Below are 26,217 nucleotides of genomic sequence, written 5' to 3' on the forward strand. Positions count from 1 at the left end.
CCTAAAAGCCCCTTGTCTTGAACAGCATTAGTTGACCACATGGCCAAGTATTGAAAGCACCTTATGAGACAGCCGCTTCCTGAACCACACGAATCACGCGCTGCGGAAAGGGAATATCGATGCCCGCCGCCTTCAAGCGATCGCGCGACAGCTCGTTGAACTGGAACATCACGTCCCAGTAATCCGCAGTCTTGACCCAAACCCGCAGAGACAAGGTAATAGCGCTGTCACCCAGGGTGGACACCACTGCCACCGGCGCGGGATCAGCCAGCACGCGCTCGTCTTTCGCCAGCTCCAGCAGCACTTCACGGGCTTTCTGCAGATCTGCGTCGTAATCCACACCCACGTCGAATACCACCTTGCGAGTGGGTTGACGGTTGTAGTTGGTAATGATGCCGTTGGACAGGTTGCCGTTGGGTACGATCACCGTCTTGTTGTCACCGGTACGCAACACCGTGTGAAAAATCTGAATGCTGTCCACGCTACCGCTGATGCCTTGGGCTTCAATGAAGTCGCCAATGCGAAACGGACGGAACAACAGGATCAACACCCCTCCGGCGAAGTTCGCCAGGCTGCCTTGCAGGGCCAGGCCGATAGCCAGCCCGGCGGCACCAATCGCGGCAACGAACGAGGTCGTTTCGACACCGATCATCGAGGCCACGCTGACAATCAGCAGCACCTTGAGAATGATGTTGGCCAGGCTGCTGATAAAGCCTTGCAACGCCAGGTCGGCATTACGCAACGCCAGCAACTTGCCCACTTTGTGCGTCAACTTGTTGATCAGCCACCAGCCGATGGCCAGGGTGATCACTGCCAGCAGCACCCGGCTGCCGTATTCCATGATCATCGGGATCCAGGCTTGGGAAGCCCGGACCAGGTTGTCTACTTCAGCGTTCAAATCCATCTATCTCTCCAGATTCCCCGGGGTGGCGGCGTGCATGACTGACCGGCAGAACGACCGGCTCCGCTGGAGCGCAATCGTTTCTGCCATTGCTCCGGCCTCGGACGCCAAAAAGCTCTAGAGGTTCCCGGAGACCGAGGGTCAGTCGCGGAAGTTGTTGAACTGCAGCGGCATGCCGAATTCCTTGGCACGCAGAGCGGCGATGGCCTCTTGCAGGTCATCACGCTTCTTGCCAGTGACCCGTATCTGCTCGCCCTGAATGGCGGCCTGCACTTTCAACTTGGCATCCTTGATATGGGCGACGATTTTCTTCGCCAGCTCCTTATCGATACCTTCCTTGAGCACCGCTTCCTGCTTCATCACCTTGCCCGAGGCATAAGCGTCCTTGACCTCCAGGCACTGCACATCGATCTTGCGCTTGACCAGGGCCAGCTTGAGAATTTCGATCATCGCTTCCAGCTGGAATTCAGCTTCCGCGGTCAGGTTGACGGTCAGTTCCTTGTCCTTGAACTCGAAGCTGCCCTTGCCCTTGAGGTCATAGCGGCGATCCAGTTCCTTGACGGCGTTTTCCACCGCGTTGGTGACTTCGTGCTTGTCCAGTTCGGATACCACGTCAAACGACGGCATGTAATCTCTCCAAATAAAAAGGGGCGCTGTTCAGAACATCGAACACGCCCGGCTTGCGGTTAAAATCCGCGCTCATTATAACGGGTCTTTCCCCTCCTTCACCGCGTGCCCTCCCCTGAGCGGCCAAACAGAGCGAAAAGCTGATGTCCACCACCTGGCATGTTCTCGGCGCCGGCAGCCTCGGCACTTTGTGGGCCACCCGCCTGGCCCGCGCCGGCTTGCCGGTGCGCCTGATCCTGCGCAATCAGGCCCGCTTGCAGGCGTATCAAGCGGCGGGCGGCCTGACCCTGGTGGAGCAGGGCCAGAGCAGCCTGCTGGCGATTCCCGGGGAAACCGTCGATAGCACGACACCCATCAGCCGTCTGTTGCTGGCGTGCAAGGCCTATGACGCCGAAGCGGCGGTGTCCAGCATCGCCCCGCGCCTGACCCAGGACGCCGAGCTGATCCTGCTGCAGAACGGTCTTGGCAGCCAGGACGCAGTGGCGGCCCGGGTGCCCCAGGCTCGCTGCATCGCAGCCTCCAGTACCGAAGGGGCCTTTCGCGACGGTGACTGGCGCGTGGTCTTCGCCGGCCATGGCTATACCTGGCTCGGCGACTGCAGCCACCCGACCCCGCCGATCTGGCTCGACGACCTGACCGCCAGTGGCATCCCCCACGAATGGAGCACCCAGATCCTCACCCGCCTGTGGCGCAAACTGGCCCTCAACTGCGCGATCAATCCATTGACCGTGCTGCACGACTGCCGCAACGGAGGCCTGCAGCAACACCAGTGCGAAGTGGCCACTTTATGCGCTGAACTGAGCGAGCTGCTGCACTACTGCGGACAACCGGCAGCCGCGCAAAACCTGCAACAGGAAGTGGAACGGGTGATCCAGGCCACCGCCGCCAACTACTCCTCCATGCATCAGGACGTGGCCAGTCAACGCCGCACCGAGATCAGCTACTTGCTCGGATATGCCTGTCAGGCCGCCGCCCGTCATCGCTTGCAACTGCCCCATCTGCAACAGTTGCAGCAACGCCTGGTCAGCCACCTGCAACTGCGCGGATTGCCCAGCGCCTGAGCAGCGGCTACGCTGCCCACTTGCTCATTTCCAGCGATATAGCCGATGCCATTGCGCCAGCGTCTCGAAAACCTGCCCGTGGGCCAAAAGCTCCTGGCCGCCCTGCTCGTCTTGCTCACCACCGTACTGCTGGTCGCCAACCTGACCTTTATCAGCGCCGCCTACTGGATCTCCCAGGAAAGCATGGCGCCCCAGGCCCTGCAGACCATTGGCCGACTGGTGTCCAATCCGATCCTGGCAACCCAGGCCCTCAACTCCCCCGAGGACGCACAAAAGCTGCTGGATGAACTCGACAGCTATACCCCGCTGCGGGCAGCGGCCCTGTATGACGGCAAGGGTGTGCGCCTGGCGCAGTTGCAACACGGCGAACACCTCAAGCTGCCCGAGCGCTACCGCCATATCGAAGCCTGGCAATTGACCGAGTTTCGCAGCAACCAGATCATCACCCTGCCTCGCCCGGGCCAGGCTCCGGGGCATCTGCTGCTGGTCGCCACCAGCGAACTGCCGATGGCGTTCTATACCGGCACCCTCACCGCCAGCCTGGGGATCCTGATATTCAGCGTCTTGCTCTGGCTGATCATCGCCCGACAGATCAAGCGCCTGATCACCCAGCCGATCCACCAGCTCGAGGAACTGTCGCGCCAGGTGACCCGCGAGGAGAACTACTCATTGCGTGCCTCCCGCGGCAACCACGATGAAATCGGCAGCCTGGCGGAAGCCTTCAACACCATGCTGTCGCGCATCGAAGCGCGGGAGCAGCAACTCAAGCGCGCGCGCGACGACTCCCAGGCCGCCTACGATCAGGCTCAGGGACTGGCTGAAGAAACCCGCCACACCAACCGCAAGCTGGAACTGGAAGTCCAGGTTCGCAGCAAGATCGAGAAGAAGCTCACCGGCTTCCAGAACTACCTCAACAGCATCATCGACTCCATGCCCTCGGCCCTGATCGCCCTGGACGAGCAACTGTACGTCACCCAATGGAACCAGGAAGCCAGTGCCCTGTCCGGCACTCGCCTGGACGAAGCCCTGAACCAGCCGATCTTCCTCGCCTTCGAACCGCTCAAGCCGTTCCTGCCGCAACTCAAGGAAACCGTCGAGCAACACACAGTGACCAAGGTCGAACGGGTGACCTGGGTCAAGGACGATGAGGCCCGGCATTACGCCCTGACCTTCTACCCGCTGATGGGCGGCGCCGGCCGTGGCGTGGTGATCCGTATCGACGACATCACCCAGCGCCTGTCCCTGGAAGAGATGATGGTGCAGTCGGAGAAGATGCTCTCGGTGGGAGGCCTGGCCGCCGGCATGGCCCATGAGATCAACAACCCCTTGGGGGCCATCCTGCACAACGTGCAGAACATCCGCCGTCGGCTGTCCCCGGAACTGCCGAAGAACCTCGAGCACGCACAACTGATCGGCGTCGAACTGCAAACCGTCAACCGCTACCTGGAAAGCCGCGAAGTGCCGCAGCTGCTCGATGGCATTCAGCAAGCCGGGGCCCGGGCCGCCAAGATCGTCACCCACATGCTCAGTTTCAGCCGCCGCAGCAATCGCCAGATGGCCCCCTGCGACCTGCCGGCGTTGATTGACCAGGCGGTGGAAATCGCCAGCAATGACTTCGACCTGGCCATCGGCTTCGACTTCAAGGGGCAGGCGATCATCCGCCAGTTCGACCCGAACCTGGGGCCCGTGCCCGGCACCGCCAACGAACTGGAGCAAGTGTTGCTCAACCTGCTGAAGAACGCCGCCCAGGCCATCCACCAGCGTGAGGACGATAGCGAACCCGGGCGCATCATCCTGCGCACCAAGCTGAATCCGCCCTGGGCGGAAATCCAGGTGGAAGACAACGGCATCGGCATGAGCGAAAGCGTGCGCAAGCGCACCTTCGAGCCCTTCTTCACCACCAAGGAGATCGGCCAGGGCACCGGACTCGGCCTTTCAGTGTCGTACTTCATCATCACCAACAACCACAAGGGGCAAATGGAAGTGCAATCGACCCGGGGCCAGGGCACCTGCTTTACCTTGCGCCTGCCCCTGGCCAGCAACCAGCCCCCGGTTCAAGAACCGCTACCACTGGAGAACTAAGCATGGGTTTTCGCTTGTCGAAGATTTACACCCGCACCGGCGACAAAGGCGAAACCGGACTCGGAGACGGCCGCCGGGTCGCCAAGGATCATCCACGAGTGGAAGCCATCGGCGAAGTCGACACCTTGAACAGCCAGTTGGGACTGCTTCTGGCCGGCCTGGAGGAGCAAGCTGATGCCTGCACTGGCCTCAAGGAGATCATCGAGGTGTTGGCTCCCTGCCAACACCGGTTGTTCGATCTGGGGGGCGAACTGGCTATGCCGGTGTATCAGGCGCTGAACGCGGCCGAGGTGGAGCGCCTTGAGGCGGCCATCGATATCTGGAATGAGGAACTGGGGCCCCTGGAGAACTTCATCCTGCCCGGCGGTTCGTCGCTGATCGCCCAGGCTCACGTTTGCCGCAGCCTGGCGCGCAGCGCCGAGCGTCGCTGCCAACACCTGAATGCCGTGGAACCCTTGCAGGGAGTGGGACTGGCCTACATCAATCGCCTGTCGGATCTGCTGTTTGTCGCGGCCCGGCTGATTGCCAAGCGCCAAGGCATCGCGGAAATCCTCTGGCAGGCCGCCGCCAAGCCCGCCCCCTCTGCGTAGGAGCCGGCTGTCGGCGAAAGGATCCACGAATCTTGGGCAACGGTTGACGACGCCTCAACTGGCAAGCCAGTTGCCACCTGGAGCGTTGCTGGCCCGTGCTGACACGGCGCTCTTCAGTCCTGCGGCCAGAAGGCGCGGATTCCGGCAACCCCCTGAGCACCGACGTCCCAGGCTTGCTGACACTCGGCAGGCCCGACACCGCCCAGCAGATACACCGGCCTGTTGAAACCGTTGATCAGCTGCTGCGCCTGCTCCCAGCCCAGGGGCTGGGCGTCGGGGTGAGTCTGGGTCGGCTGCAGCGGTGACAGGGTCACAAAGTCCACATCCATCTGCTGTGCCAGGGACAACTCTTCGGCATTGTGACAAGAGGCCGCCAGCCAGCGGTCCTTGCCGAAGGGGCGCCCGGCGCTGGCGTACTTGCGCAACTGTGCCGAGGTGATATGCCAACCCGCCGAGGGGAAGTCCCCCAACCACTCGAAGGGCCCCTTGAGCATCAACTGCGCCTTGCCGGCACACAGGCCCACGGCATCCACCGCCAGATCACGGTATTGCGGATCGTAACCGCCGGGAGCACGCAACTGGATCAGCTTGCTGCCCTGGGCAATGGCCTTCTGCATGCCACGCAGCAAGGCCGGGGTTTCCAGACCTTCCGGGGTGATCAGGTAGTGCGCCGGCAGACGCGCGGCAGCGACGATCGGCTGATTGGCCGCCGGAAACTCATAGTCGGTCAACTCACGAGGACTGACCCAGGCCAGAGGCTGGCCTTCGACGCCGTGAGGCTCGCCACTGAATGCCGAGACTTCCCAGACATCCAGCAACACTTGTTTATCCGGGTAATCGTGCTGCACCTTGATCAGCGGGCGCGCCGCCTGTACGGCGATCCCCAACTCTTCCTGCAGCTCGCGGACCAGTGCGGCATTGACCGCTTCGCCGGCCTCGACCTTGCCTCCGGGAAACTCCCACAGGCCCCCTTGATGTTGAGTGTCGGCACGCCGGGCAATCAGGATCTTGCCGCTGGCATCCCGGATAACGGCCGCAGCCACATGGACTCGTTTCACCGCGCTGTTTCCTCTGATCAGGCATTGGGCCGGGCCCTTGCGGGCCGGGCATTGGATCTGCGCTTCGCCGGCAAGCCGGCTCCAACAGGGCGGGAGCGGCGTTGCCGGCGAGGTACTTAGGTGCGGTATTCCGCGTTGATCTTCACGTATTCGTGGGACAGATCGGTGGTCCAGATGGTTTCGCTGCAAGCACCACGACCCAGTTCGATGCGGATGGTGATCTCTTCCTGCTGCATCACTGCGGCGCCCTGGGCTTCGGTGTAACTGGCAGCCCGCGCGCCACGGCTGGCGATGCACACTTCGCCAAGGAACACATCGATCTTGCTGACGTCCAGGTCCGCCACGCCGGCACGGCCCACGGCCGCGAGGATGCGACCCCAGTTCGGGTCGGAGGCGAACAGCGCGGTCTTGATCAGCGGCGAGTGCGCCACGGTGTAGCCCACGTCGAGGCATTCCTGGTGAGTAGCGCCGCCGTTGACTTCAACGGTGACGAACTTGGTCGCGCCTTCGCCGTCACGGACGATGGCCTGGGCCACTTCCATGCACACCTCGAACACGGCCTGCTTCAGGGCTGCGAACAGCGGCCCCTCGGCCCGGGTGATTTCCGGCAGATTGGCCTGACCGGTGGCGATCAGCATGCAGCAGTCGTTGGTGGAGGTATCGCCGTCGATGGTGATGCGGTTGAAGGATTTGTTGGCACCGTCCAGCAACAGGTTCTGCAGCACTTCGCGGGAGACTTTGGCGTCGGTGGCGATGTAGCCAAGCATGGTGGCCATGTTGGGACGGATCATCCCCGCGCCCTTGCTGATACCGGTCACGGTGACGGTCACGCCATCGTGCTGGAACTGACGACTGGCGCCCTTGGGCAGAGTGTCGGTGGTCATGATCCCGGTGGCGGCGGCGGCCCAGTTGTCCACCGACAGGTCATCCAGCGCGGCTTGCAGGGCGCCTTCGATTTTCTCTACCGGCAGCGGCTCGCCGATCACGCCAGTGGAGTACGGCAGCACGGCGCTGGCATCGACTCCGGTCAGCTCCGCCAGCTTGGCGCAGGTGCGCTGGGCTGCGGCCAGGCCTGGCTCGCCGGTACCCGCGTTGGCATTGCCGGTATTGGTCAGCAGATAGCGCACCGGCCCCTGTACCCGCTGCTTGGCCAGGATCACCGGCGCCGCGCAGAACGCATTGAGGGTGAACACGCCGGCCACGGTGGAGCCTTCGACGCAGCGCATGACCACCACATCCTTGCGCCCCGGGCGCTTGATGCCGGCCGAAGCGATACCGAGCTCGAAGCCGGCAACCGGGTGCAACGTAGGCAAAGGACCAAGACCAACAGCCATGAATGCGCTCCTCTTATCAGGTGTCTGCACCGTCGTCTCAAAAGACGGTGTTGCAAATGGAAAAACGCCGCGACGGCTGATGCCGTCACGGCGTGGGTGTTTCAGTGTCTGGCGAGGATCTTAGTTGATCTGGCCGTGACAGTGTTTGAACTTCTTGCCCGAACCGCAGTAGCACAGCTCGTTGCGGCCCAGCTTCTGTTCGTTGCGCACTGGCGCGGAGGCCAGGGCGACATCCACATCAACCCCTTCTTCCAGGGCTTCAGGCTGATCCAGACCCGGAGCTTCGGCGTGTTCGAACTGCATGCGCTGAGCCAGTGCCTCGGCTTCCTGACGCAGGCGCGCCTCTTCTTCGGCCGGGTCTTCGCGACGCACCTGGACGTGGGACAGTACGCGGATCGAATCGCGCTTGATGGAGTCCAGCAACTCGGAGAACAGGGTGAAGGACTCGCGCTTGTACTCCTGCTTCGGGTTCTTCTGTGCATAACCGCGCAGGTGGATACCGTGACGCAGGTGATCCATGGTCGACAGGTGGTCTTTCCACAAGTCGTCCAGTACCCGCAGCACGATCTGCTTCTCGAAGGTGCGCAGCGCTTCGGCGCCGGCCTGATCTTCCTTCTCGTTGTACGCGGCGATCAGTTCGTTGAGCAGTTTCTCGCGCAGGGTTTCTTCGTACAGGTGGTCGTCTTCATCAAGCCATTGCTGAATCGGCAGGCTGACCCCGAAGCCGCTCTGGATGGCCTCTTCCAGACCCGCCACGTCCCACTGTTCCGGCAGGGATTGGGGAGGAATATGCGCACTGACGGTAGCGTTGAGCACGTCCTGGCGGAAATCGGCGATGGTTTCGCCAATGTTGTCCGCCGCCAACAAGGTGTTGCGCATGTGATAGATCACTTTACGCTGCTCGTTGTTGACGTCGTCGAACTCCAGCAGTTGCTTGCGGATGTCGAAGTTGCGGCCTTCAACCTTGCGCTGGGCCTTCTCGATGGCGTTGGTCACCATGCGGTGCTCGATCGCTTCACCGGACTGCATGCCCAGGGCCTTCATGAAGTTCTTCACCCGATCCGAGGCGAAGATGCGCATCAGGCTGTCTTCCAGGGACAGGTAGAAACGGCTGGAGCCGGCGTCACCCTGGCGACCGGCACGGCCACGCAGCTGGTTGTCGATACGGCGCGATTCGTGACGTTCGGAGGCGATCACCTGCAGGCCACCGGACTCCAGCACCTGCTGGTGACGCTTCTGCCAGTCGGCCTTGATCTGGGCGATCTGCTCAGGGGTCGGGTTTTCCAGGGAAGCGACTTCCACTTCCCAGTTGCCGCCCAGCAGGATGTCGGTACCACGGCCGGCCATGTTGGTAGCGATGGTCAGTGCTCCCGGGCGACCGGCCTGGGCGATGATTTCCGCTTCCTTCTCGTGGAACTTGGCGTTCAGAACCTTGTGTTCGATGCCTTCCTTTTGCAGCAGGTTGGACATGTGCTCGGAGGTTTCGATGGTCGCGGTACCTACCAGCACCGGACGCCCCTGAGCCATGCATTCCTTGATGTCGTTGATGATCGCGGCGTACTTCTCGTCCGCGGTCAGGAACACCAAGTCGTTGTAGTCCTTACGGGCCAGCGGCTTGTTCGGTGGAATCACCATCACCTGCAGGCCGTAGATCTGATGGAATTCGAAAGCTTCGGTGTCGGCGGTACCGGTCATGCCGGACAGCTTGGTGTACAGGCGGAAGTAGTTCTGGAAAGTGGTCGATGCCAGGGTCTGGCTCTCGGCCTGGATGTTGAGGTTTTCCTTGGCCTCGATGGCCTGGTGCAGGCCTTCGGACAGACGACGACCCGGCATGGTACGGCCGGTGTGTTCGTCCACCAGGACCACTTGGCCATCCTGAACGATGTACTCGACGTTGCGGTTGAACAGCTTGTGCGCACGCAGGCCGGCATAGACGTGAGTCAGCAAGCCCAGGTTGTGCGCCGAGTACAGGCTTTCGCCTTCCGCCAGCAGGCCGACCTGAGTCAGCATCTCTTCGATGAACTGGTGGCCGGCTTCGTTGAGTTCGACCTGACGGGTCTTCTCGTCGACAGTGAAGTGACCGGCCTTGGTGACCTGGCCTTCCACTTCCTCGATGTGCTGTTCCAGACGCGGGATCAGCTTGTTGATTTCGGTGTACAGGCGAGAACTGTCTTCAGCCTGGCCGGAAATGATCAACGGGGTACGGGCTTCGTCGATGAGGATCGAGTCGACTTCGTCGATCACGGCAAAATTGAGCTCGCGCTGGAACTTGTCTTCCATGCTGAAAGCCATGTTGTCGCGCAGGTAGTCGAAACCGAATTCGTTGTTGGTGCCGTAGGTGATGTCGGCGGCGTAGGCGGCACGCTTCTCTTCAGGCGGCTGGAACGGCGTGACCACGCCAACAGTCAGGCCGAGGAATTCGTACAGCGGACGCATCCAGTTGGCGTCACGACGAGCCAGGTAGTCGTTCACCGTCACAACGTGCACGCCCTTGCCGGACAGTGCGTTGAGGTAGACGCCCAGGGTTGCCACCAGGGTCTTGCCTTCACCGGTGCGCATTTCGGCGATCTTGCCTTCATGCAAGGTCATGCCACCGATCAACTGCACGTCGAAGTGACGCATTCCCATGACGCGCTTACCGGCTTCACGGGCGACCGCGAAGGCTTCGGGAAGCAGTTTGTCGAGGGTTTCACCCTTGGCGATACGGGCCTTGAACTCGGCGGTCTTGGCGCGCAATTGATCGTCCGAAAGGGCCACCATTTGCTCTTCGAAGGCATTGACGATCTGTACCGTCTTGAGCATGCGTTTGACTTCACGCTCGTTCTTGCTTCCAAAAAGTTTCTTTAACAAAGGCGCAAACATATCGGCAGGATCTTCCACACATAGGGTTGGAGGGCGGCCCCGTGAGTCGCCCGAGCAGCCCTCATGGCCGCATGCGAACGAGCATTCTACCCGGAAACGATGGTGAGGAAAGTGGCGTTATTCCACGATGCTGGCACAGCGCTGTGACGGGGCTCACCTAAAATAAGGGCTTTTTGCCGAACTTCAAGCCCATTCCCCCCCGAAGTTAATGATTACGATCAGCAAAGCGCGAGAAAGTCGTCAGAGTACGAAAAAGCGATGAGCCCGGCGGCCGGGACGCTTTCTGCTACCATGGCGCCTCTGTAACTTCAGGTGTCTGACCATGGCATTTCGCCCCCTTACGGCACGCGCGCCCGCCGTTCTTCTTCGCGAAGCCAAGCCTCTGAAAGCCATACTCGGCCACGCTCAGCGCCTGGCGCACCTGCAGCGCCTGCTGGAGAGCCAGTTGCAACCGGCGGCTCGCGAACATTGCCACGTCGCTTCATGGCGCGAAGGCAGCCTGTTGCTGATCGTCACCGACGGTCACTGGGCCACGCGCCTGCGCTATCAGCAAAAGCGCCTGCAGCGCCAATTGCAGGAGTTCAACGAATTCAGCAACCTGACGCGCATTCTGTTCAAGGTTCAGCCGCCCACGGTCCAGCAAGGCGCGGTGGGGCACACAATGGACCTGTCGAACAATGCCGCCGAAACCATCCAGGCCACCGCCGAAGGCATAAGCGATCCCAACTTGCGCGCCGCCCTGGAGCGCCTGGCCAGCCACGCCAAGCCGCGAGGCTGACCCGGACACACCCGGCTTCAGCGCCGCTTGCTGCCGCCCAACAACGAACCCATCAACCCGCGGACCAACTGCCGCCCCAACTGATTGGCCGCCTGACGCATGGCCGACTTCAAGGCCTGCCCGGCCGCAGTGCCGAGAAACTCACCGGCGCGATCCGCCAGACTCGGCTCCTGCTCTCCCGGCTTGTCTGCCGTTGCAGGCTCCTCGGGCGCCAGGTTCTTGCGCCCCATGAGCACTTCATAAGCCGATTCACGATCGATCGGCTGGTCATAACGCCCCAGCAGCGGCGAGCTGGCAATCAGGGCCTGGCGTTCAGCAGCGGTCAGCGGCCCGATCCGTGATTGCGGCGGCGCCACCAGCACACGCTGGACCATTTCCGGGGTTCCCTTGTCTTGCAGGGTGCCCACCAGCGCCTCGCCGATGCCCAGCTCGGTCAGCACCGACAGCGCGTCGAACGCCGGGTTGGGACGAAAACCATCGGCCACCGCACGCAACGACTTCTGTTCCTTGGCGGTAAAGGCCCGCAAGCCGTGTTGAATCCGCAGTCCCAGCTGCGCCAGCACATCGTCCGGCAAATCTCCCGGCGACTGGGTCACGAAATACACCCCCACGCCCTTGGAGCGAATCAGTCGCACCACCTGCTCCAGGCGATCCTGCAGCGCCTTGGGCGTACCGGAAAACAACAAGTGCGCCTCGTCAAAAAACAGCGCCAGCAGAGGCTTGTCCGAGTCCCCGCGCTCCGGCAGTTGCTCGAACAGCTCAGCCAAAAGCCATAAAAGGAAGGTGGCATAGACTTTCGGCGCCTCATGCACCAGACGACTCGCGTCCAACAGATGAATCCGCCCACGGCCATCGGCAGCCGGTTGCAGAATGTCTTCCAGTTGCAATGCGGGCTCGCCGAACAGAGCTTCCGCCCCTTGCTGCTCCAGGGTCGCCAGACGCCTTAACAGCGCCTGACTGGAACCTGTGGTCATCAGCGCCGCGTCATCGCCCAGCAGTTGAGGGTGGTCCTTGAGGTGATTGAGCAGCGCCTTGAGATCCTTCAAGTCCAGCAACAACAGCCCTTCACGGTCCGCCACCTTGAACGCCGCATACAACGCCGACTGCTGACTGTCGGTCAGTTCCAGCAAGCTGCCCAGCAACAGCGGTCCCATTTCGCTCAACGTGGTACGCAGGGGATGACCGGATTGTCCGTGGATATCCCACAGCGTTACCGGATAAGCCTGAGGCCTATGCTTGAGCCACGGCATCCCGGCAATTCGCTCGGCGACCTTGCCTTGGCGATCCCCTGCGGCTCCCAGCCCGCACAGGTCGCCCTTGATATCCGCAGCGAACACCGCGACCCCGGCGTCGCTGAACGCTTCCGCCAGGCGCTGCAGGGTCACGGTCTTGCCGGTACCGGTGGCGCCGGCCACCAGCCCGTGGCGGTTGGCCAGGCGCATGGCCTGGGCGACCGGCTGGCCACCGAGGTCGGCACCGATAATCAGTTGCAAAGAGTCAGGCATTTTGTCACCTCAGGTTAATCTTTGGCCTTACACGGTCGATATGAAAAATGATGGATCAGAAGTATCTGAAAAAAGGTCAGGTAATTCCTTTGGGATAGATGGAGATATCAGCTTACTTACAACACCGCCCTTTTCGCGCGCTTTTCCAACCCGATGCCCTGGACTCAAAGACCTTAGCGGACCCCCCAAGCCATGAACAAAAATCTGCGCTTCAGCCACAAGATCCTGCTTGCCGCCTCGCTGATCGTCATAGCTGCCTTTGCACTATTCACGCTCTACAACGATTACCTGCAACGCAACGCCATTCGCAATGATCTGGACAACTATCTTCAGGAAATGGGCGACGTCACGGCAAAAAATATTCAGACCTGGCTTGCCGGCCGCGCCTTGCTGATCGAAAACATCTCCCAGTCGGTGGCCCTCAACCCCGACCCGACCAATGTCAGCAACCTGCTGGAACAGAAGTCGGTGAGCTCGACCTTCATGGGGGCTTACCTGGGCAACAAGGACGGCACCTTCATCATCCGCCCGGACAGCAAGATGCCGGACGGCTACGACCCCCGCGCACGCCCCTGGTACAAGAGCGCCGAGAGCAGCAACGGCTCGGCCCTGACCGAACCCTATATCGACCTGGCTTCCGGCCAATTGGTCATTTCCATCGTCGACAGCGTGATCAAGGCTGGCCAGCGCATTGGCGTGGTCGGCGGTGACCTGAGCCTGCAAGTGATTGCCGACAGCATCAACGCTCTGGACTTCGACGGCATGGGCTATGCGTTCCTGATCAGCGCCGACGGCAAGATCCTGGTGCACCCGGACAAGAACCTGGTGATGAAGACCCTCAAGGACGTCTATCCCCAGGACACCCCGCGCATCAGCAATGAACTCAGCGAGATCAGCGTCGACGGCAAACCCCGCATCGTCACCTTCACCCCGATCAAGGGCCTGTCTTCGGTGAACTGGTACATCGGCCTGTCGGTGGACAAGGACAAGGCCTTCGCCATGCTCAGCGAGTTCCGCACCTCGGCCCTGATCGCCACCCTGACCGCCGTGGCCCTGACCATTGCCCTGCTGGGCCTGCTGATCCGCCTGCTGATGCAGCCCCTGCATGTGATGACCCGGGCGATGCAGGACATCGCCGACGGCGAAGGCGACCTGACCCGCCGCCTGAACATCCACAACCAGGACGAATTCGGCATTCTCGGCACCGCCTTCAACCGTTTCGTCGAACGCATCCACAGTTCGATCCGCGAAGTCTCCTCGGCCACCGAGCACGTCAACGAAGTGGCCCTGCGGGTAGTCAGCGCCTCCAACTCATCGATGCTCAACTCCGATGAACAGGCCAGTCGCACCAACAGCGTCGCCGCAGCCATCAATCAACTGGGGGCCGCAGCCCAGGAAATCGCCCGCAATGCCGCCCAGGCCTCACAACAGGCCAGCGACGCGCGCAACCTGGCCGAAGACGGCCAGCAAGTGGTGGATCGCAGCATCCAGGCGATGAACCAGTTGTCGGAGATGATCAGCGCATCCAGCAGCAACATCGAGACCCTCAACAGCAAGACCGTGAACATCGGGCAGATTCTCGAAGTCATCACCAGTATTTCCCAGCAGACCAACCTGCTGGCGCTCAACGCGGCCATCGAAGCGGCCCGGGCCGGTGAGGCCGGCCGCGGATTCGCCGTGGTGGCCGATGAAGTACGCAACCTGGCGCACCGCACCCAGGAATCGGCACAGCAAGTGCAAACCATGATCGAAGAGTTGCAGGTGGGCGCCCGGGAGTCGGTCAGCACCATGAGCAACAGCCAGCGCCACAGTCAGGACAGCGTCGAGATCGCCAACCAGGCCGGGGAGCGGCTGAGCAGCGTGACCCAGCGCATCGGCGAGATCGACGGCATGAACCAGTCGGTGGCCACCGCCACGGAAGAACAGACCTCGGTGGTCGAATCCATCAACATGGACATCACCGAAATCAACACGCTGAATCAGGAAGGCGTTGAAAACCTGCAGGCGACCCTGCGGGCCTGCTCCGATCTGGAACAGCAATCGGCGCGCTTGAAGCACCTGGTGGGCAGCTTCAGGATCTGACGCAGGGCCTCAGGCCCCTTTAGCCGGCGAGCCGGTGTCTACGGACGCCGGTGGCGTGGGCTCCTGCTGCAACTGCTCCCACAATTGGGCGGCCCCCGGAAACTCGGTGCCGTCTTCAGCATCCAGCTCATCGGGGTCGTAGCGGCTCAGGCATCCCTCGCCGAGGGTGGCGGGGGCTTTGGAAGTGGCTTTATCCAGTGGATCGGTCATCGCGCTGACCTCTCGAGGTGAACAACCAGGACCGGGATCTTGAACCCGGCTCCTGGTTTTTTTTCGATCAGAACACCACGGTCTTGTTGCCGTGGACCAGCACCCGGTCTTCCAGGTGGTAGCGCAGGCCGCGGGCCAGGACCATCTTCTCCACATCACGACCGAAACGCACCATGTCCTCGATGCTGTCGCTGTGGCTGACCCGCACCACGTCCTGCTCGATGATCGGCCCGGCGTCCAGTTCTTCGGTGACGTAGTGGCAGGTGGCGCCGATCAGCTTCACCCCACGCAGGGACGCCTGGTGGTAAGGCTTGGCGCCGACGAAGGACGGCAAGAAGCTGTGGTGGATGTTGATCACCTTGTGCGCGTATTCGCGGCACAGCTCAGGCGGCAGGATCTGCATGTAGCGCGCCAGCACCACCACCTCGGCATCGTGCTGCTTGACCAGACGCGACACCTCGGCGAACGCCGGCTCCTTGTCCTGAGGATTGACCGGCACATGGTAATAAGGGATGCCATGCCACTCGACCATGCTGCGCAGGTCGTCATGGTTGGAGATCACACAGGCGATTTCACAATCGAGCTCATCGCTGTGCCAGCGATGCAGCAGATCCGCCAGGCAATGGGACTCGCGGCTGGCCATCAGCACGACGCGCTTTTTCTCGGCGGTATCGGTAATGCGCCAGTCCATCGAGAACTCTTCGGCGATCGGCGCAAAAGCCTGGCGAAAAGCCTCCAGACCAAAAGGCAGGGAGTCGGCACGAATCTCGTGACGCATGAAGAACCAGCCACTGAGATTGTCCGAGTGGTGGCTCGCTTCGGTGATCCAACCGTTATGGGAGGCCAGAAAGTTACTGACTTTGGCAACGATGCCAACGCGGTCAGGGCAAGAAATCACCAACCGAAAGGTGCGCATGAGGGGAAAACTCCAGAACTTCGCAAAGGTCGCCATTCTAGCCATTACGCGACAAAACTGCAGTATTCATTGCGCCGCAGGCCCGGATTAGATTGGCAACAGCACCCTGATTGCGTCTTAACGGGCATCACTGCAAGCACTGCCGCAGACACTTGCCAATAGCGCACAAGTAATTTGTGAATAGCGCAATCGAATCCCTCGATCTATTAAATAGCGAAATGACTTTTGCGCCTAAACACACTAAGAGCGCCGAATAAAACAGCGTTATTATGTTTACTTGCACAAACTCCGTGACTATTATTGCGACACTGTCACCCAGTCACTCAGCGCTCAATAAGGTAGTCCTCATGTCCCTGATCAACGAATACCGTGCTACAGAAGAAGCCATTAAAGAACTGCAAGCACGTTTGAAGAACCTGTCCCAGGACGACAAACTGAAAACCGAACTGGAATTCGAAGGCAAACTGCGCAGCCTGATGGGCGAGTACTCCAAGTCCCTGCGCGACATCATTGCCCTGCTGGATCCTGAGTCGAAAGTTAAAGCGCCGCGCGCTGCTGTAAAAACCACCGGCACCAAGCGTGCCCGTAAAGTTAAACAGTACAAAAACCCGCACAACGGTGAAGTCATCGAAACCAAAGGCGGCAACCACAAGACTCTGAAAGAGTGGAAAGCCAAGTGGGGCGGCGACGTGGTTGAAGGCTGGGCAACCCTGCTGGGCTAAGTCTCGCCAGTGAGCGCCCGGGCCTTACCGCCGCCATGAAAAAACGCCAGCTTGCTGGCGTTTTTTCATGGCCGGGCTTAATGCCCAAGGGGCCGGCCCCGCTCTCAAAGAGCCAGGCGCCCGCTGAGGTCCTGAACATGGGCCTGCCACTCATCCAGTACCTGACGTTGCTTGGGATCTGCACTTAACAACGATTGTTCAAGCCCCTGGGCAAAACTTTCCAGGGTATTGGGCGCGCCGAATTTCGCTTCTAGCAAACGCTGACGACAAAATGCCCGCCAACGCTCTTGCTCGGCGTCATCCAATGTTTCCGGAAAGTTGCGAGCGCGGTAGCGAAAGAGCAATTCGGGCAAGCGCTCATCATCAAAGGGCCACTGTTGCCGAGCCAAATGCAGCGGGTCGGCCTCACGTACTTGCTCACACAATCGCCGGTCGCGATCGCCAATAAAGCCGTCGTACAACTGTTGCTCCGGGTCCTCGCTGGCCGCGAACTCATCGGGCCCATAAATCAGCGAAAGTTTATCCCGCCAAACTTCCTGAGTTTCAGTCAAAAGCCCGGCCCGGCGCTGGTACTGCTCCATGTCCAAGTGCAATCGCTGTTGATCCTCGCCCCGCAAGACATTCAAGGGCGCCACTACCGGGCAGCGATTGATATGGATGAGTTTCAACGGCACCGGCAACTCGCCGTCCGCCAGATCATCACGCCGGGTATATAAACGCTGACGCAAGGTGTCGGCATCCAGCTCCAGCAATCCCTGAGGATCCAGATGCAAGTCACAGACAATCAGCGCATTGCGATTGCGCGGATGCCAGGCCAGGGGCAGTACCACGCCGAGGTAGTGGCGCGCGGCGGAAAAGCGCCCGGAAATATGCACCAGAGGCTGCAACAGGCGAATCTGATCCATCACCCGCTGTTTGCTGCGCAGTTGGAACAGCCAGTCATAGAGCTTGGGTTGCCGATCACGAATCAACCGCGCCAGGGCAATGGTCGCCCGGACATCGGACAGCGCATCGTGGGCCTGGCCATGATCGATGCCGTTGGCCGCGGTCAGCCGTTCCAGCTTGAGGGTCACCTGCCCTTGTTCCTCGGGCCAGACGATACCCTCGGGACGCAAGGCATAGGCGGTGCGCACCACATCGATCAGATCCCAGCGACTGTTGCCGCCCTGCCACTCGCGGGCATAGGGATCGAAGAAATTGCGATACAGGCTGTAGCGGGTCACCTCATCGTCGAAGCGCAGGGTGTTGTAGCCCACGCCACAGGTGCCGGGGCGCGCCAGCTGGGCGTGCACCCGGGTCATGAAGTCCGCCTCGCTCAAGCCCTGGGCCGCCAGGCGACCGGGGGTGATGCCGGTGATCATGCAGGCTGCCGGGTGCGGCAGGATATCGTCGCTGGGCTGGCAATAGAGGTTGACCGGCTCGTCGATCTCGTTGAGCGCCAGGTCGGTGCGAATACCGGCCACTTGCAACGGGCGATCGCAGCGCGGATTGATGCCGGTGGTTTCGTAGTCGTACCAAAAGAGGGAAGTCACGGCCTGTTCCTGAACTGAAAGACCGCCGCAGTCTAGGCGCTCAAGCGTCACCAGGGCCAGCCGCGTGAACGGGCGGCGCGCAGGGCAGCACACCGAAATCGTAGTTAATGATGTCGTTTGCCCCTCGGACACTGCTAGCATCTGCGCTGGATTTTTCTCTACCAGGCCAAGCCCCCAAGTTGCCCATGCTTGAGACGACAGCAACGCCAAGGAACGCATCGCTGCACCCGCCACTGGATACGCGGTATCAGGTCGAAACCCCCGAGGGTATCGATCTGCCGCTGCGACCGGCGGGGTTGCTGGTCCGTACCCTGGCGTTTTCCCTCGACCTGGGCATTCGCGGGCTGGTGTTGGGCCTGCTGTTCATCGTGCTGGGCTTCTTCGGCGAGATCGGCATCGGCCTCGGTTCGATCCTGCTGTTCCTGATCAGCTGGTGGTACATGGTGCTGTTCGAGGTGCTGAACCAGGGCCGCTCGCCCGGCAAGCACCTGATGGGACTGCGAGTGGTTCAGGACGATGGCACCCCCATTGGCTGGAGCGCCTCCCTGACCCGCAACCTGCTGCGTTTTGCCGACATGTTGCCGTTCGGCTACTTCCTCGGCGCCATCAGTTGCCTGCAGCATCCGACCTTCAAGCGCCTCGGCGATCTGGCCGCCGGCACCCTGGTGATCTACCGCGAGCAATCCCTGACCCGACCGCAACTGCCCGACGCCACGCCCCGCTCCGCGCCCTTCGCCCTGAGCCTGAATGAACAACGGGCGATCCTCGGCTTTGCCGAACGCCAGGGCCAGCTGTCTGCCGAACGAACCCGGGAACTGGCAGGCATCCTCGCGCAACCACTGCACGTGCCCGCAGCCCAGGCGACAGCCGAACTCAATGGCATCGCTCGCGGCTTTCTGGGATCCACATGAAACAGAGCCTTTTCGAAAGCCGCCACCAGGCGCAATGGCAACAGTTCGAGCAACTGCTCGACCAGCTCGAGCGGGGTCGCGCCCGGGCCGAAGACTGCCAGACCTTCGTCCAGGACTACCGCCGCCTGTGCCAGCACCTGGCCCTGGCCCAGGAGCGCGGCTACAGCAGTTACTTGATCGATCCATTGCAGCAACTGGTGTTGCGCGGCCATCAGCAACTCTACCGGCAACGCACCGCCATCAGCGCCAATGTCCTGGCTTTCTTACTGGCCGGCTTTCCACGCCTGGTGCGCCAGGAATGGCGCCTGGTACTGATCGCCAGCCTGCTGTTCTTCGGCAGCCTGCTGGGTATCGGCCTGTTGGTGTACCTGTACCCCGAACTGGTCTACAGCCTGGTGAGCCCGCAGCAGGTATCGGAAATGCGCAGCATGTACGACCCTGGCGGCGCACGCCTGGGACGGGTCGCCGAGCGCGCCTCCAGCGAAGACTGGGTGATGTTCGGCTACTACATCATGCACAACATCGGTATCGCCTTTCAGACCTTCGCCAGCGGCCTGCTGTTTGGCCTGGGCAGTGTGTTCTTCCTGTTCTTCAACGGCCTGATGATCGGCGCCATCGCCGGCCACCTGACCCAGATCGGCTTCGGCCAGACCTTCTGGCCCTTCGTCATCGGCCATGGTGCCTTCGAACTGAGCGCCATTGCCCTGTCCGGAGCGGCCGGGCTGAAGATGGGCTGGGCACTGATCGCCCCCGGACGCCTGCGGCGCGGCGACGCGCTGTTGCAGGCTGCGCGGATCAGCGTGCAACTGATCTACGGGGTGATCGTGTTTCTGCTGATCGCCGCTTTTATAGAAGCCTACTGGTCCTCCATGACCTGGCCGGCGGCCTGGATCAAATACAGCGTCGGCGCCAGCCTGTGGGGCCTGATGCTGGCGTACCTGACCCTGGCCGGACGAGAACCCCATGCGCCTGAGTGATGCCAGTGTGGTGATCCGCCCCCGCACGACTTGGGAAGCCATGGACCTGGGCGTACTCCTGAGCCAGCGCCACCGGTGGCTGCTGATGACCAGCTGGGCCATCGTCAGTCTGCCGGTGTTCGCCCTGCTGAGCCTGCTGCTGTGGCAATCGCCCTCCCTGGCGGTGCTGCTGTTCTGGTGGCTCAAGCCGGCCTTCGAGCCCTTGCCGCTGTTTATCCTGTCCAAGGCTTTGTTCGGTGAAACCCCGAGCCTGGGCCAGGCCCTGCGCCAGTGGCCGCGCCTGCTCAAATCGCAATGGCTGGCCAGCCTGACCTGGCGCCGCTTCAGCCTGAGCCGCAGTTTCGTCCTGCCGGTGGTGCAACTGGAGGGCCTGGACGGCGACGCCCGGCAGCAGCGCCTGGGGGTGCTGTTGCAGCGCAACGCCGGGGCTGCGCGCTGGCTGACGCTGATCGGCATGCATCTGGAGGGCGCCTTGTGGATCGGCCTGCTGGTGCTGTTCTACCTGCTGCTGCCGCAACAGGTCGAGCTGGACTGGAACTGGCAGAGCCTGGTCATTGCCGCCCAGCAGGACTGGCTGTGGCTGGAACACCTGACCAACGCCTTCTACGCCCTGGTGCTGGTGATCTGGGAACCGATCTACGTGGCCTGCGGCTTCAGCCTGTACCTCAATCGCCGCACCGAGCTCGAGGCCTGGGACATCGAGCTGGTGTTTCGCCGCCTGCGTCAGCGCCTGGGCGGCGTCGCGGCGCTGCTGCTGGTGAGCGGCCTGTTGCTGGCGGTGCCGGGCCAGGCGCCGTGGGCAGCCAGCCCCAGCAGTTCCGTGGCCGGCCCCGAAGTGCCCCGGTTGTTGCAGCAACCCCTGACCAGCAAGGCCGCGAAAGACAGCATCCAGGGCATCCTGGATAAACCGCCGTTCAAGAATCAGGAATCGGTCACCCGCTACCGCTTCGGTGAGGAGCAAACAGCGAAAAAGGACGCCAAGGGCAAGCCTCCGGGCTGGCTCAAGAGCCTGCTGGAAAGCCTCGACCAGAATCGCTTCGGCAACCTTGCCAAGGGCCTGGAAATCCTCCTCTGGGGCTTGCTGCTAAGTGCCCTGGGCTGGTTGCTGTGGCGCTACCGCGACTGGCTGCGGGCCTTTGTCGGCCGCCGTCCGCTGCCGCGTAAAAAGCGCCCGGCGCCGATCCCCCAGCAGCTGTTCGGCCTGGACGTCAGCAGCCAGACCCTGCCCGCCGACGTGGCCGCCCACGCCCAGGCACTGTGGGCCAGCCAGCCTCGGGAAGCGCTGGGCCTGTTGTATCGGGCCTTGCTCAGCCGCTTGCTGGAGGACTTTCAACTGCCGCTGAGCGTGGCCGACACCGAAGGTCAGGTACTGGAGCGGATCAAGGCGCTGCAGCAACCGTCCCTGGAAGCCTTCAGCCGCGAACTGACCACCCACTGGCAGAACATGGCTTACGGTCATCGCGTGCCCGGCGCCGACCTGCAAGCGCAACTGTGCGATGGCTGGCGTAGCCTGTTCGGCCCGGGAGCCTGCGCATGAAACGCTATCTGTGGGGCGGCCTGGCGCTGTTGCTGATCCTGGTACTGGGCGCTGCCGGCTACTTCCTGTACCGCCACGCCACGCCCTATCAGGAACTGGTCGATCACGGCCCGTCTCCCGAGGCCCAGGCCAATCCCTATCTGGCTGCCGAGATGTTCTTGCGCGAGCGCGGCCTCAAGGTCGACCACGCCAACAGCCTGGAAGTGCTGGCCAGCCTCAAGCCGGTCGGCAACAGCCTGCTGCTGCTCGGCGAGCGCTCCAACATGAGTCCGCACCAGGTCGACCAGGTGCTGGACTGGGCCCGTGCCGGCGGCCGGCTGATCTTTGTCGCCGAAGCCCTGTGGGACGAAGACACCGAGCAAAGCGGCGATTTGCTGCTGGACCGGGTACAGATCCATCAGCAGCTCAGCGCGGACCAGGAACCACCGGTGCAACAGGACGCCGACGACGCCTTTCCGAAGCTGACCAAGATTTACCTGGAAGGCGAACAGGCCCCGGCCTACGTCAGCTTCGATACCGACTTTGATCTGGTCGACCCGGACAACCTGGCCCAGTCCTGGGCCAACAGCGCCACGGCCACCCACATGGTCCAGCTCGACTACGGCCAGGGATCGGTCACCGTGCTGACCGATGCCGACATCTGGAAAACCCCGGGCATCGGTCTGTACGACAACGCCTGGCTGCTGTGGTACCTGAATACCGATACGGCGGTGACCCTGCTGTTCGACACCGACCACCCGAGCCTGTGGCAATTGCTCTGGCGCTATTTCCCCCAGGCGCTGGTGGCCCTGGCACTGCTGATCGGCCTGTGGCTGTGGCAGGCCGGCAGCCGCCAGGGTCCGTTGCAGGCACCGGCCCCCAAGGCCCGGCGTCAGCTACGCGAGCATCTGCGGGCCAGCGCCGACTTTCTCCTGCGCCATGGCGGCCAGGCGCCGTTGCTGCAAGCGCTGCACCTGGATATCCGGCGCCGGGCGCGCCGCCGCTATCCGGGCTTCGAGCAATTGCCCAGCGAAGCCCAGTGGGAGGTCCTCGCCCAGCTCAGCCAACAGCCGGTCAGCACGGTGCAACAAGCCCTGCAACCCTTGTCCGGGCAGCGCCTTTCCAGCGCTGATTTCAGCCACCAGGTCGCCCACCTGCAAACACTCAGGAATGCCCTATGAGCGAACAACCCGTCGAATCCCAAGACACCTCCGAGGCTCCAGCGCCACAGGAGCATGCCGCCCAGCAGCGCCAGCGCGCCAGCCAACTGGCCCAGGCCGTGCGCCAGGAACTGCAGAAAGTGCTGATCGGCCAGACCGCGGTGATCGATGACGTGCTGACCGCCCTGATCGCCGGTGGCCACGTGCTGCTCGAAGGGGTTCCCGGCCTCGGCAAGACCCTGCTGGTACGGGCCCTGGCCCGCTGCTTCGGCGGTGACTTCGCGCGGATCCAGTTCACCCCGGACCTGATGCCCAGCGACGTCACCGGCCACGCGGTGTACGACCTGCAGAGCGAACAGTTCAAGCTGCGCAAGGGCCCGCTGTTCACCAACCTGCTGCTGGCGGACGAGATCAACCGCGCCCCAGCCAAGACCCAGGCCGCCCTGCTGGAAGCCATGCAGGAACGCCAGGTCACCCTGGAAGGCCGGGCCCTGCCCATTGCCCAGCCGTTCATGGTCCTGGCCACCCAGAACCCCATCGAACAGGAAGGCACCTACCCACTGCCGGAAGCCGAGCTGGACCGCTTCATGCTCAAGCTGCGCATGGACTACCCGGATGCCGACGAGGAGCTGGACATGGTCCGCCAGGTCGCACGTTCGACCCGCGCCGACATGCTCGATGTGCAGCCCCTGCGCACCGTGCTCCAGGCCAAGGACGTACTGGCCCTGCAACGCATCGCCAGTGACCTGCCCCTGGACGATCAGGTGCTCGACTATGCCGTGCGCCTGGCCCGGGCCACCCGCAGCTGGCCGGGCCTGAGCCTCGGCGCCGGTCCTCGGGCCTCGATTGCCCTGGTCCGTGGCGCCCGGGCCCGGGCCTTGCTGCGTGGCGGCGACTTCGTGGTTCCGGATGACATCAAGGGCTGCGCCATGGCCGTGCTGCGCCACCGGGTGCGGATCGCCCCGGAGCTGGATATCGAAGGACTGTCGGTGGAGCAGGTGCTCAAGCAGATGCTCGAACAGATCCCGGCTCCGCGCCTGTGAGCCGTACAGCACGATGAAACCGACTCGTCTGCTGCTCATCTGGCTGGGCACTCTGGCCGGCCTGGACCTGCTCCTGGGCGCCATGCGCGCCCTGGGCATCCAGGCCATGCCGCGCCTGGACTCGATCGCCTGGGGCCTGTTGCTGGCCCTGTTGCTGCTGGCCCTGCTCGATGCCCTGCGCCTGTCGCGCATGGCCTCGCCCGAGGTCCGGCGCCAGTTGCCCGGCAGCCTGCCCCTGGGGCGCTGGAGCGAAGTGCAGCTGGAAATCCGCCACCCCTACGGGCAGGCGCTGTGCGTGCAACTGTTCGATCATCCGCCTCAGGGCCTGGGCTTCGAGCATCTGCCACAGTCCGTCAACCTGGAGCCCGGCCAGGCCAGCAAGGTCGGCTACAGCGTGCGGCCGCTGCAACGGGGACATTTCGACTTCGACCAGTGTGAGGTGGCGCTGCCCAGCCCTCTGGGCCTGTGGAGCGCCAGGCGTTTGCTCAAGGTGCACGGCAGCACCCGGGTCTATCCGGACTTCGCCCGCCTGTACGGTGCGCAGTTGCTGGCGGTGGACAACTGGCTCAGCCAGCTCGGGGTGCGCCAGTTGCAGCGTCGGGGCCTGGGCCTGGAGTTCAATCAGTTGCGGGAGTTTCGCGAGGGCGACAGCCTGCGGCAGATCGACTGGAAAGCCACCGCCCGCCAACGCACGCCCATCGCCCGGGAGTATCAGGACGAGCGCGACCAGCAGATCATTTTCATGCTCGACTGCGGACGCCGCATGCGCAGCCAGGACGACGAACTGGCGCATTTCGACCATGCCCTCAACGCCAGCCTGCTGCTCAGTTACGTGGCCCTGCGCCAGGGAGATGCCGTGGGGCTGTACGCCTTCGCCGGGGAGCGCTCGCGCTACGTGGCGCCGATCAAGGGCCAGGCCCATCTGAATGTGCTGCTCAACGGCGTCTACGATCTGCACACCAGCCAGCGTCCCGCCGACTACCAGGCCGCCGCCAGTGAACTGCTGGCCCGGCAGAAGCGCCGGGCCCTGGTGGTGCTGGTCACCAACCTGCGGGACGAAGACGATGAGGAACTGCTGACCGCGGTCAAGCGCATCGGGCGCCAACATCGGGTGCTGGTGGCCAGCCTGCGCGAGGAAGTGCTCGACCAGTTGCGCCAGAATCCGGTGCAGACCTTGCCCGAAGCGCTGCTCTACAGCTCGGCGGTGAACTACCTGAACGGCCGCGCCGAACTTCACGAACGGCTGAGCGCCCATGGCATCGCCCTGCTCGATGCACGCCCGGGAGAGCTTGGCGCGAAACTGGTCAGCCGTTATCTGGGCTGGAAGAAAGCCGGCAGCCTGTAACGCTGTTCGGGCCCGTCAGGCCGACGTCTGCAAGGGATGAAAGCTGAAGTAATGCCGCAGGGCATGCTCCAGCTCGGCGAAGTCGTCGCTCGCTCGCAGCAGGCTGAAACCGCTGTCGTACTGGTGCGGGGTCAAGTCCTCGTGACACCACAGGCACCAGGCGCTGAAGTCGATGAACTGCAGTTGTCCATCACCGCCGGGAACCTTGACCCGCAACTCGAACGCGGCGCCGATCAGCATCGGCAACGGGCTGATCAGCATCAGCCCGTCTGCGGAGATATTGCCCAGGAAACCGACCGGCTTGTCGGTAAACCGATTGAAGACTCTCAAGTAGGACGGCAGTTGATGCCGCTCGATCCGCGGTTCAGTGAACATGCTGGGTATCGCTTTGAAAGGCCATTAAGCATGACCGCACTAGTGCATCGGAACGGACCTGCAAGAGCAGCTCGTTCGCCCGGATTCGAGGTGCGAGGAAAATCGTCTGGAGGATTTCAACGCCACTGCCCAGGCAGGAACCGGGCAGTGTTCGAACAACCTGTACAAATGTTAGCTCAAGCGCGAGGGGCAATTACACTGCCCCGCAGCGCTGTGACTTACAACGCAGTACGACGAACTTGCGCCGCACCGTTTGCCGGGTAGTGACCCAGTTGCTGCAAGGTGTCCAGACGCGCACGGGCACGGTAGGCGTACTCGCTGCTGGGGTACTGGGTAATGATGAACTGATAAGTCTGCGCCGCATCGACGAACAACTTCTGCCGCTCCAGGCATTGCCCGCGCAGCATCGACACTTCCGGCTGGATATAGCGCCGCGCACGACTGTCACGATCGACCTGGCTCAACTCGAGCATCACGCTCTCGCAGTTGCCACGGTCATAAGCGCGATAGGCGTTATTCAAATGATGGTTCATGGACCAGCGGGTGCAGCCGACAACACTGACGGCCAAGATAGCAATGAGTACGAATCGCATGGGGTATCTCCTGTCTTGTGCAGTGTATCGACTCATC

The 26,217-nt window shown here is 62.4% G+C and carries 23 protein-coding genes and 1 pseudogene; 13 read left to right on the top strand and 11 right to left on the bottom strand.

Going from position 1 to position 26,217, the window contains the following annotated elements; translation table 11 throughout:
• Positions 1–61 precede the first annotated feature (61 nt).
• A complete protein-coding gene (locus POS17_RS23415; RefSeq protein ID WP_016963222.1) occupies positions 62–904 on the bottom strand; it encodes a mechanosensitive ion channel family protein in 843 nt (280 codons plus the stop codon).
• Positions 905–1,042: 138 nt separating this feature from the next.
• Positions 1,043–1,528 (bottom strand): YajQ family cyclic di-GMP-binding protein, encoded by a 486-nt coding sequence (locus POS17_RS23420; RefSeq protein WP_060840731.1) that lies wholly within the window; start codon positions 1,526–1,528, stop codon positions 1,043–1,045.
• 143 nt (positions 1,529–1,671) lie between these two features.
• Between POS17_RS23420 and POS17_RS23425 the strand changes: the two genes are divergently transcribed.
• The 3 genes from POS17_RS23425 to POS17_RS23435 are packed head-to-tail and all read left to right on the top strand — an operon-like array spanning position 1,672 to position 5,261.
• Entirely contained in the window at positions 1,672–2,589 is a 918-nt protein-coding gene (locus tag POS17_RS23425) for a putative 2-dehydropantoate 2-reductase (RefSeq protein WP_060840732.1), read from the top strand.
• A 45-nt stretch (positions 2,590–2,634) separates the two neighbouring features.
• Entirely contained in the window at positions 2,635–4,671 is a 2,037-nt protein-coding gene (locus POS17_RS23430) for a sensor histidine kinase (protein ID WP_060840733.1), read from the top strand.
• 2 nt (positions 4,672–4,673) lie between these two features.
• On the top strand, positions 4,674–5,261 hold the full coding sequence (locus tag POS17_RS23435) for a cob(I)yrinic acid a,c-diamide adenosyltransferase (RefSeq protein WP_060840734.1): 588 nt from the start codon (positions 4,674–4,676) through the stop codon (positions 5,259–5,261).
• A 113-nt stretch (positions 5,262–5,374) separates the two neighbouring features.
• Here POS17_RS23435 and POS17_RS23440 read toward each other — a convergent pair whose 3' ends face one another.
• From POS17_RS23440 to secA, 3 genes are all read right to left on the bottom strand, one after another.
• Positions 5,375–6,319, bottom strand: coding sequence for a Nudix family hydrolase (locus POS17_RS23440; protein ID WP_060840735.1), 945 nt, complete (start codon positions 6,317–6,319; stop codon positions 5,375–5,377).
• 116 nt (positions 6,320–6,435) lie between these two features.
• Complete coding sequence (argJ, locus tag POS17_RS23445; RefSeq protein ID WP_060840736.1) at positions 6,436–7,653, bottom strand: bifunctional glutamate N-acetyltransferase/amino-acid acetyltransferase ArgJ; 1,218 nt, start codon at positions 7,651–7,653, stop codon at positions 6,436–6,438.
• Between the two features lie 120 nt (positions 7,654–7,773).
• Positions 7,774–10,515, bottom strand: coding sequence for a preprotein translocase subunit SecA (gene secA, locus POS17_RS23450; protein WP_060840737.1), 2,742 nt, complete (start codon positions 10,513–10,515; stop codon positions 7,774–7,776).
• 322 nt (positions 10,516–10,837) lie between these two features.
• Here secA and POS17_RS23455 point away from each other — a divergent pair, with 322 nt between their 5' ends.
• Positions 10,838–11,293: a DUF721 domain-containing protein gene (locus POS17_RS23455; protein WP_060840738.1), complete on the top strand. Its 456-nt coding sequence runs from the start codon at positions 10,838–10,840 to the stop codon at positions 11,291–11,293.
• 17 nt (positions 11,294–11,310) lie between these two features.
• On the opposite strand, the gene POS17_RS23460 is transcribed toward POS17_RS23455, so the two are convergent.
• On the bottom strand, positions 11,311–12,798 hold the full coding sequence (locus POS17_RS23460) for a helicase HerA-like domain-containing protein (RefSeq protein ID WP_060840739.1): 1,488 nt from the start codon (positions 12,796–12,798) through the stop codon (positions 11,311–11,313).
• A 192-nt stretch (positions 12,799–12,990) separates the two neighbouring features.
• On the opposite strand from POS17_RS23460, the pseudogene POS17_RS32825 reads away from it, so the two are divergent.
• Positions 12,991–14,022, top strand: a pseudogene (locus POS17_RS32825) (HAMP domain-containing protein); the annotation flags it as partial.
• Between the two features lie 93 nt (positions 14,023–14,115).
• Complete coding sequence (locus POS17_RS32830) at positions 14,116–14,880, top strand: methyl-accepting chemotaxis protein (protein WP_371920245.1); 765 nt, start codon at positions 14,116–14,118, stop codon at positions 14,878–14,880.
• 9 nt (positions 14,881–14,889) lie between these two features.
• Here POS17_RS32830 and POS17_RS23470 read toward each other — a convergent pair whose 3' ends face one another.
• Both POS17_RS23470 and purU read right to left on the bottom strand, forming a co-directional pair.
• Complete coding sequence (locus tag POS17_RS23470; RefSeq protein ID WP_060840741.1) at positions 14,890–15,090, bottom strand: hypothetical protein; 201 nt, start codon at positions 15,088–15,090, stop codon at positions 14,890–14,892.
• A gap of 67 nt (positions 15,091–15,157) precedes the next feature.
• Positions 15,158–16,006 (bottom strand): formyltetrahydrofolate deformylase, encoded by an 849-nt coding sequence (purU, locus tag POS17_RS23475; RefSeq protein ID WP_047305937.1) that lies wholly within the window; start codon positions 16,004–16,006, stop codon positions 15,158–15,160.
• Positions 16,007–16,353: 347 nt separating this feature from the next.
• Between purU and mvaT the strand changes: the two genes are divergently transcribed.
• The gene (mvaT, locus tag POS17_RS23480) at positions 16,354–16,728 is read left to right on the top strand and encodes a histone-like nucleoid-structuring protein MvaT (protein WP_060840742.1); all 375 of its coding nucleotides are present in this window, start codon (positions 16,354–16,356) and stop codon (positions 16,726–16,728) included.
• Positions 16,729–16,832: 104 nt separating this feature from the next.
• Here the strand turns inward: mvaT and sbcB are convergent, their stop codons facing one another.
• Positions 16,833–18,260 (bottom strand): exodeoxyribonuclease I, encoded by a 1,428-nt coding sequence (gene sbcB / locus POS17_RS23485; RefSeq protein ID WP_060840743.1) that lies wholly within the window; start codon positions 18,258–18,260, stop codon positions 16,833–16,835.
• A 185-nt stretch (positions 18,261–18,445) separates the two neighbouring features.
• Between sbcB and POS17_RS23490 the strand changes: the two genes are divergently transcribed.
• From POS17_RS23490 to POS17_RS23515, 6 genes are read left to right on the top strand one after another with little or no spacing between them, the layout of a single operon-like run.
• Positions 18,446–19,171 carry an RDD family protein gene (locus POS17_RS23490; protein ID WP_060840744.1) on the top strand — a complete coding sequence of 242 codons (726 nt, stop codon included), beginning with the start codon at positions 18,446–18,448 and terminating at the stop codon, positions 19,169–19,171.
• On the top strand, positions 19,168–20,148 hold the full coding sequence (locus POS17_RS23495) for a stage II sporulation protein M (protein WP_060842005.1): 981 nt from the start codon (positions 19,168–19,170) through the stop codon (positions 20,146–20,148). Before POS17_RS23490 ends, POS17_RS23495 begins: the two co-directional genes overlap by 4 nt.
• The gene (locus POS17_RS23500) at positions 20,135–21,685 is read left to right on the top strand and encodes a DUF4129 domain-containing protein (RefSeq protein WP_060840745.1); all 1,551 of its coding nucleotides are present in this window, start codon (positions 20,135–20,137) and stop codon (positions 21,683–21,685) included. Before POS17_RS23495 ends, POS17_RS23500 begins: the two co-directional genes overlap by 14 nt.
• Entirely contained in the window at positions 21,682–22,845 is a 1,164-nt protein-coding gene (locus tag POS17_RS23505) for a DUF4350 domain-containing protein (RefSeq protein ID WP_060840746.1), read from the top strand. The genes POS17_RS23500 and POS17_RS23505 overlap by 4 nt, the downstream gene beginning before the upstream one ends.
• Positions 22,842–23,867 carry an AAA family ATPase gene (locus POS17_RS23510; RefSeq protein WP_060840747.1) on the top strand — a complete coding sequence of 342 codons (1,026 nt, stop codon included), beginning with the start codon at positions 22,842–22,844 and terminating at the stop codon, positions 23,865–23,867. Before POS17_RS23505 ends, POS17_RS23510 begins: the two co-directional genes overlap by 4 nt.
• Before the next feature lie 13 nt (positions 23,868–23,880).
• A complete protein-coding gene (locus POS17_RS23515) occupies positions 23,881–25,212 on the top strand; it encodes a DUF58 domain-containing protein (protein WP_060840748.1) in 1,332 nt (443 codons plus the stop codon).
• A gap of 15 nt (positions 25,213–25,227) precedes the next feature.
• Here the strand turns inward: POS17_RS23515 and POS17_RS23520 are convergent, their stop codons facing one another.
• Complete coding sequence (locus tag POS17_RS23520; protein WP_060840749.1) at positions 25,228–25,587, bottom strand: PilZ domain-containing protein; 360 nt, start codon at positions 25,585–25,587, stop codon at positions 25,228–25,230.
• A 218-nt stretch (positions 25,588–25,805) separates the two neighbouring features.
• Positions 25,806–26,180 (bottom strand): hypothetical protein, encoded by a 375-nt coding sequence (locus tag POS17_RS23525; protein WP_060840750.1) that lies wholly within the window; start codon positions 26,178–26,180, stop codon positions 25,806–25,808.
• Between the last annotated feature and the right edge of the window lie 37 nt (positions 26,181–26,217).

It is taken from the genome of Pseudomonas sp. Os17, assembly GCF_001547895.1.
GTDB lineage: Bacteria > Pseudomonadota > Gammaproteobacteria > Pseudomonadales > Pseudomonadaceae > Aquipseudomonas.

Coding starts and splice junctions, on each gene's coding strand:
- POS17_RS23415 (WP_016963222.1), bottom strand. CDS start 904: ATGGATTTGAACGCTGAAGTAGACAACCTGGTCCGGGCTTCCCAAGCC.
- POS17_RS23420 (WP_060840731.1), bottom strand. CDS start 1,528: ATGCCGTCGTTTGACGTGGTATCCGAACTGGACAAGCACGAAGTCACC.
- POS17_RS23425 (WP_060840732.1), top strand. CDS start 1,672: ATGTCCACCACCTGGCATGTTCTCGGCGCCGGCAGCCTCGGCACTTTG.
- POS17_RS23430 (WP_060840733.1), top strand. CDS start 2,635: ATGCCATTGCGCCAGCGTCTCGAAAACCTGCCCGTGGGCCAAAAGCTC.
- POS17_RS23435 (WP_060840734.1), top strand. CDS start 4,674: ATGGGTTTTCGCTTGTCGAAGATTTACACCCGCACCGGCGACAAAGGC.
- argJ (WP_060840736.1), bottom strand. CDS start 7,653: ATGGCTGTTGGTCTTGGTCCTTTGCCTACGTTGCACCCGGTTGCCGGC.
- secA (WP_060840737.1), bottom strand. CDS start 10,515: ATGTTTGCGCCTTTGTTAAAGAAACTTTTTGGAAGCAAGAACGAGCGT.
- POS17_RS23455 (WP_060840738.1), top strand. CDS start 10,838: ATGGCATTTCGCCCCCTTACGGCACGCGCGCCCGCCGTTCTTCTTCGC.
- POS17_RS23460 (WP_060840739.1), bottom strand. CDS start 12,798: ATGCCTGACTCTTTGCAACTGATTATCGGTGCCGACCTCGGTGGCCAG.
- POS17_RS32830 (WP_371920245.1), top strand. CDS start 14,116: ATGCTCAACTCCGATGAACAGGCCAGTCGCACCAACAGCGTCGCCGCA.
- POS17_RS23470 (WP_060840741.1), bottom strand. CDS start 15,090: ATGACCGATCCACTGGATAAAGCCACTTCCAAAGCCCCCGCCACCCTC.
- purU (WP_047305937.1), bottom strand. CDS start 16,006: ATGCGCACCTTTCGGTTGGTGATTTCTTGCCCTGACCGCGTTGGCATC.
- mvaT (WP_060840742.1), top strand. CDS start 16,354: ATGTCCCTGATCAACGAATACCGTGCTACAGAAGAAGCCATTAAAGAA.
- POS17_RS23490 (WP_060840744.1), top strand. CDS start 18,446: ATGCTTGAGACGACAGCAACGCCAAGGAACGCATCGCTGCACCCGCCA.
- POS17_RS23495 (WP_060842005.1), top strand. CDS start 19,168: ATGAAACAGAGCCTTTTCGAAAGCCGCCACCAGGCGCAATGGCAACAG.
- POS17_RS23500 (WP_060840745.1), top strand. CDS start 20,135: ATGCGCCTGAGTGATGCCAGTGTGGTGATCCGCCCCCGCACGACTTGG.
- POS17_RS23505 (WP_060840746.1), top strand. CDS start 21,682: ATGAAACGCTATCTGTGGGGCGGCCTGGCGCTGTTGCTGATCCTGGTA.
- POS17_RS23510 (WP_060840747.1), top strand. CDS start 22,842: ATGAGCGAACAACCCGTCGAATCCCAAGACACCTCCGAGGCTCCAGCG.
- POS17_RS23515 (WP_060840748.1), top strand. CDS start 23,881: ATGAAACCGACTCGTCTGCTGCTCATCTGGCTGGGCACTCTGGCCGGC.
- POS17_RS23520 (WP_060840749.1), bottom strand. CDS start 25,587: ATGTTCACTGAACCGCGGATCGAGCGGCATCAACTGCCGTCCTACTTG.
- POS17_RS23525 (WP_060840750.1), bottom strand. CDS start 26,180: ATGCGATTCGTACTCATTGCTATCTTGGCCGTCAGTGTTGTCGGCTGC.